The 4,727-nt window shown below is 58.1% G+C and carries 2 protein-coding genes, 3 pseudogenes and 1 other annotated feature; of the genes and pseudogenes, 2 read left to right on the forward strand and 3 right to left on the reverse strand.

Features of this window, described 5'->3' with window-relative positions; all coding sequences use genetic code 11:
- A pseudogene (locus tag HDG37_RS38460) lies at positions 1 to 707 on the reverse strand (IS3 family transposase); the annotation flags it as partial.
- A gap of 76 nt (positions 708 to 783) precedes the next feature.
- Here HDG37_RS38460 and HDG37_RS38465 point away from each other — a divergent pair.
- Positions 784 to 1,379: pseudogene (locus tag HDG37_RS38465) on the forward strand (IS3 family transposase); the annotation flags it as partial.
- Positions 1,012 to 1,128, forward strand: a sequence feature (AL1L pseudoknot). (Overlaps the previous pseudogene by 117 nt.)
- A gap of 156 nt (positions 1,380 to 1,535) precedes the next feature.
- Here HDG37_RS38465 and HDG37_RS38470 read toward each other — a convergent pair.
- A pseudogene (locus HDG37_RS38470) lies at positions 1,536 to 1,703 on the reverse strand (transposase); the annotation flags it as partial.
- A 730-nt stretch (positions 1,704 to 2,433) separates the two neighbouring features.
- On the opposite strand from HDG37_RS38470, the gene HDG37_RS38475 reads away from it, so the two are divergent.
- Positions 2,434 to 3,789 carry a hypothetical protein gene (locus HDG37_RS38475; RefSeq protein WP_184056768.1) on the forward strand — a complete coding sequence of 452 codons (1,356 nt, stop codon included), beginning with the start codon at positions 2,434 to 2,436 and terminating at the stop codon, positions 3,787 to 3,789.
- Between the two features lie 68 nt (positions 3,790 to 3,857).
- Here the strand turns inward: HDG37_RS38475 and HDG37_RS39950 are convergent, their stop codons facing one another.
- A complete protein-coding gene (locus HDG37_RS39950) occupies positions 3,858 to 3,992 on the reverse strand; it encodes a hypothetical protein (RefSeq protein WP_260335284.1) in 135 nt (44 codons plus the stop codon).
- Positions 3,993 to 4,727 lie beyond the last annotated feature (735 nt).

Genomic DNA, 4,727 nt, shown 5'->3' on the forward strand with positions numbered 1-4,727 from the left:
CTCGTTGGCCACGCGCAGCACCTCGGCACGCTCGGCGGCGCTCAGCGCATGAGCAGGTTGCGGGCGTACCGCATGGGGCCTGCCATCGCCCGATACGAGGCCCGCGCCGGTATTCCAGCGCTGCAGCGTGCGCACGTCGATGCCGGCCGTGTCACAGGATAGGCGCAGCCGTGCGCCGGCCTTATGCGCGGTGTGGATATCATGAGCCAGCGACTGGCGATCTTCGAGGCCGATCATTCGTCCTCGCCCCTGCTGAAGATCGCCGCGACTTTTTTTGATAGGACCAGCAACGCGGCCGTCTCAGCCAACGCACGGTCCTTGCGCTGCAACTCGCGCTCGAGTTCCTTGATGCGACGCCGGTCCTGCTGGGTCTGCTGCGGGCTGGCACGCGCCTCCTCGGGCTCGGCCAGCGCCTGCGTGGCGCTTTGCCGCCAGCAAGCCAGCTCGTGCGGGTACACACCGTTGGCGCGGCACCATGCGCTCCTGGCAGCCTCATCTATCGCAGCGGTCGTCAGCACGGCGTCGAATCGCGCCGCCGCTGTCCAGGCCCGCTCGCGAGCGGGCCTGGACAGCGCATCACTGCGCCAGCGCTCCAGCGTCCCCGCCCCCACGCCAACCTCACGTGCAACGTCTTCCAAAACCGCGCTCTCCGGCGGCAGCAACCGCGCAACAGCTCTGTCCTTGAATGCTTGTCCGTATTTTGCCAATTCGTTTTCTCATCATCGCCCCCGGTTCATCGATTGTATTGGAGCGACAAGTATTCTGACGCGGGGGGCAGTGCGCATGGTGCAAGAGTATCGCGGCGAGTATCCGTCGCAGTGGGCGGCGATCGAATCCATCGCCCCTAATATCGGATGCACGAGCCAGACATTGCTGGGGTGGATCAAGCGAGAGGAAGTGGATAGCGGGGAGCGTGAGGGCGTGACCTACGTCGGAACGCGAACGCCTCAAGGCACTGGAGCGCGAGAACAAGGAACTGCTCCGTGCCAACGAGATTCTGAAGCTGGCGAGTGCGTTTTTCGCCCAGGCGGCGCTCGACCGCCGCCTGAAGTCCAGAAGGCCTTCATCGATCAGCATCGCGATACCTTCGGGGTCGAGCCGATGTGCAAGGTCTTGCGGATTGCCCCGTCGGGCTACCGACGCCATGCCGCGCTGCTTCGTGATCCGTCGCGGCACGGTGTTCGCGCAATCCGCGATGAACGTCTGCGGCCGGAGATCAAGCGCGTGTGGCAGGCCAACATGCAGGTCTACGGCCCGGATAAAGTCTGGAAGCAGATGAACCTGGAGCGTATCGCGGTGGCGCGCTGCACGGTCGAACGGTTGATGAAGCCCAACTGGGTTTGCACGGCGTGATGCGAGGCAAGCGTGTTCGCACGACTGCAAACAGGTTCGTGTTCCTCAACCGTCCCATGCTCAGCCTGGAGGCTCATCTTGGCGTAACCGCTTCGCCGTAAGCCCCGTTTCTCGCGGACTTCGTCGCCCCCCTGCCTACACCGCCTAACAGGCAGGACGCGGATCTGCGGCGCCTCCATTCATTCGTACAGTGCGTCGCACACCGGTTTGGCCCGGCTCTGGCGAAGCCTGCGGCGCTCTTCGGCATCCAGCACTGCAGCGTCGCGCTCGATTTCGTAAAGCGCAGCGAAGTACGGCATGGCCTGCTCAGCGACCTGGCTGCTGTGATTGGCGTGCAGATCGAAGAACTCATCGTCGAGGTTTATTCAACTTCATGACGATCCGTCGCTTTCGTGACCACTTTCAACGTACGTTGGAAACTATAAAAAATAAAGTTGTCGGATTCGGTAGGTCTGGTTGTCCGATTTTCAACGCATTTATTGGGATGACATCGCGTCACTTCTGACCTAAGCTTGACCTCATGAATTCGATGCGCCCTTTTTCAAATCGGTCCAATTCGCCGCGGCGAATGGTGTTCCAACCATGTTCTTCATTTACGATCGTCTCACGCTTCCACATGGACGAATTTGAGTCGAAGCGGGTAATCAACCTCTGGTCACCGCAAGTCAATGATGGTTTATCACATAGCATTCCGACCATGCGCCGGAATTAATAATTACGCGTGTCTAATTAACAGTAAAATTCCACTTTAGAAGCGGTTTTCTTACCCACTCACGGTCCGCCTCACCTTGCCATGGGAGCTCTTCGCCTCTTCGACCTGCGGTTGTAGGTGACGGGCGAAGCCGGCAAGGACCAGAATCGGTGAGCGAAGCGCCCAGATAGAGGACCGCCGTCGAAGGCCCCCTCTGATTAAGCGTCTGCCGCAAAAGAGCGGCGAACTGCTCCGCGAGGACCACCAAGGCAAGACTAAAGGCGCGTGGGGACAGTAAAGGGGTCACGAGTAGCAGAAATTTTCTGGGGATGACCGAAACAGCTTTAAGTGAACGCGCGGAAAGACAGTCATGCCTCAGCAATTCGAAAATGAGTTCTGATCCTTCTCCATCAGACACGTCTGATTCCAACACCAACTATATCCCCCGAGGATCTTTGGTGTACGGCTTGGCGCGCGACGTGTCCGTTTGCCAGCGGCTCCTTTCGTTTGCCGCACAGCGTGGCATCGAAATTCAGGAAAGGCATCTCAGCGCGGTCGGTCGTGCAGTCGAGGCACGATCAAGAAACCATTGGGATGCTGAAGATATTGCATCTTTCTATGCGGCGTACGCGACAATAGCAAATGCGGTTTCTCCAGTAACGAGGGAGACGCTTAATCGTCAGGCGCCAGCCATGGCGCAAAGATCGATGTGGACATACGGATGCATCACAGCGGTCATTGCGGTGCTGGTAATCGCGCTGTCATGCCTGATGCTGGTCTTTAACCAATTCGCCACCGATATCGACAAACAGGTCGAATCGAACGACAAGCTTGCCCTGTTGATCCACGACGAAACGCAAGCCTTCGTTCTGCAGGTTTGGGACTCTCGTGAGGACGTGCATGACAGTGAGCACGCAATCGACCACCTTGTTAACTCACAAATGGCGCGTGAACTAAAGGAGAACATTCAGAAGTTCGCAGTCAGCATGCGCCAGATCTATTCGGACATCGGCGGCCTGAATGCCGTCATGAATTTTCTCGGTTACCTGAAATTTGATAAAAGGACGGAAATTTGGCAACGTGACGAATACATGGGCAATTGCTACACAAAGGACGTTGGGATGGCGGAGCCTGTCACCAACCCCGATACAAACTTCTGGATGTGCACGGCAGATGGTTTGCGAGCCAATCTTGAGATTAAACTGCCGCTGCTGCATGTGGGCACCGCGGAAGTGCCGGACGAGCCGCCGAAGCTGGGCGCGCCACCGAAACCCGATGCACGACCTAGGCCACGGCCGCCCTTAGATCAGGTGCAGGAAGGGTTTCAAAAAATTGCAGTTTATCAGGATATCCGCGAAATCGCGCTGAGACTGAAGGCAGAGGCGGACAACTTTGGAGGATCGATCGTCGGGTTTGTACTTCCCGTGCTGTATGCAGCGCTCGGCGCTTGCGCAGCTGTCTTGCGGCGCATCTGGTCGGAATTGGCGACGAGCACCTATCACGTTCGCAAGTCGCCGATCGTAAATCTCGCTCAAATCGCGACGGCCGTCATTATTGGCATCACAATCGGACTATTCACCAGCTTTCTGGATGGCAGCAAGACGCTACCACCACTGGCGTTGGCATTTGTCGCAGGCTACGGCGTCGACAAGTTCTTCGAGTTCATCGAGCGCATCGTGGGCGCAATCTTGCCTTCGGAGAAACGACCGGCGTCGCCGGAAGCCGAGTCGGGCAAAAACAATTGAGTAGCTGTTGGAGGTCACAATTGGCGCTAATGGTGTTCATTGAAGCGCTAATATGTCCATTAATTCTGCTAACGCAGCGCGACGAAGGGCAAGCCGCGAGAAACGAGCGGCGGCAGACCATCGGCATAGTGCCTCACTTCCGCATCCTGCTCAGCAGTCAGAGGCAATCCCCGGAATGTGCTTTCCGGGCCGATGTCAGTCATGGCGCCCTCCTGTTGCTAAGGCCTGCTATCTAGCAGTGTAACCCCGGCATCATGACGCTGCCCGCTTCCTCCGAGGCTTCGCCGTTGGCCTCGCGCGCGCTGTTGCCGCCTCGGCCACCTTCGATGACGTCCGTCCGACAGGACAAAATGCACGTTAGACATCGGCGCTGTGCCGCTGATGCCGCGCCCACCCCCAAAGGCTGCACAGCGCCTGTGGTTAGCCGCTGCCGGACAGCGTGGCTGGGGGCGACCGGCAAAAAAACTTCATTCACGGTTTCCTGCTTGCGTGTCGGATTCCACCACGGTTTTCACAACGCCAGGACGCATCGCTGACCGAAGCCAAAGTCGCAAGGAACCGTTCGTTGAAAGTCGGACGCCCGGGCGTCGGGGACCCATCGGAGCGGGAGAGCGGTTATGACCTACACTACAAACGCGTCATTCGCTTGCCGGGGTGCCGCTTCAACGCAACGCGACGTCGCTGGCAACCGATCAAGGCGGGCGAATGACCACGGCACGGGCAACACACCGTCATCTGCTGCCTGAAACTTGAAAACTATTAACAAATTTAGTTGCGTGAGCGAACGGAGTTTTCCCGGGGAAAAGTGAAACCTGATCGTGCCATTAAGATAAGTTTTCTTTCGTGCGACGTGAGGTCGCTTCGTTCGTTGTTTTACCGTCGATGTCTGGCGGGAGGAAACCGGGCGTTCCGTCGCCCGTAGTCTATTGGTGCATGCG

The sequence above is a fragment of the Paraburkholderia sp. MM5384-R2 genome, from assembly GCF_014201025.1.
GTDB lineage: Bacteria > Pseudomonadota > Gammaproteobacteria > Burkholderiales > Burkholderiaceae > Paraburkholderia > Paraburkholderia tuberum.